The following is a 503-nucleotide window of genomic DNA, read 5'->3' on the forward strand; positions in this document are numbered from 1 at the left end:
GGCAGGATCAAGCCGGTATCAGCTGACAACGGCAGTTCAATGGTCTGGGTACGTTTGGGCATGGTCTTGGCCAGCCCCACCACACCCTGGGCACGGGCTGCCGTCACATCACACACCAACGGGTGGGTGATGGTCGGCGCTTGTTGCTCGCCAGCCGTCCCCTGGCGCACCACCCGCGCACTGATGCCCTGATGGCCACCACTTACCCAGATCCCGTTGGCGGCATGACCCGGCTGGAAGTCACTGCCCAAGGTGGTAATGATGGCGCGGGGGATCGCCACATCGGCCACAGCAGTGTCAAGCTGCCATGGCACTGTGGGGTAACGCGGTTTGATGACCAGATGGCGGTTGCGCTGGTGTGGCAGCACAAAGCCACCGGCCGCCTCGGCCAGGTACCTAACCACCTCGATCGGGGTCTGGTTATCCAGGCTAAAGAATCCGGCAGGCACCAACCAGTCAGCCGCTTGCCAATCCAGCGTCCAACCCACCGGCAATACAGCAGC

General features: G+C 63.0%; 1 pseudogene. It reads right to left on the bottom strand.

From position 1 onward, the window contains the following. Positions 1 to 503 (bottom strand): annotated as a pseudogene (locus G5287_RS20795) (hypothetical protein); the annotation flags it as partial.

It is taken from the genome of Aeromonas sp. 603079 (assembly GCF_049172135.1).
In the GTDB taxonomy this organism is placed as follows: Bacteria; Pseudomonadota; Gammaproteobacteria; order Enterobacterales; family Aeromonadaceae; genus Aeromonas; species Aeromonas veronii.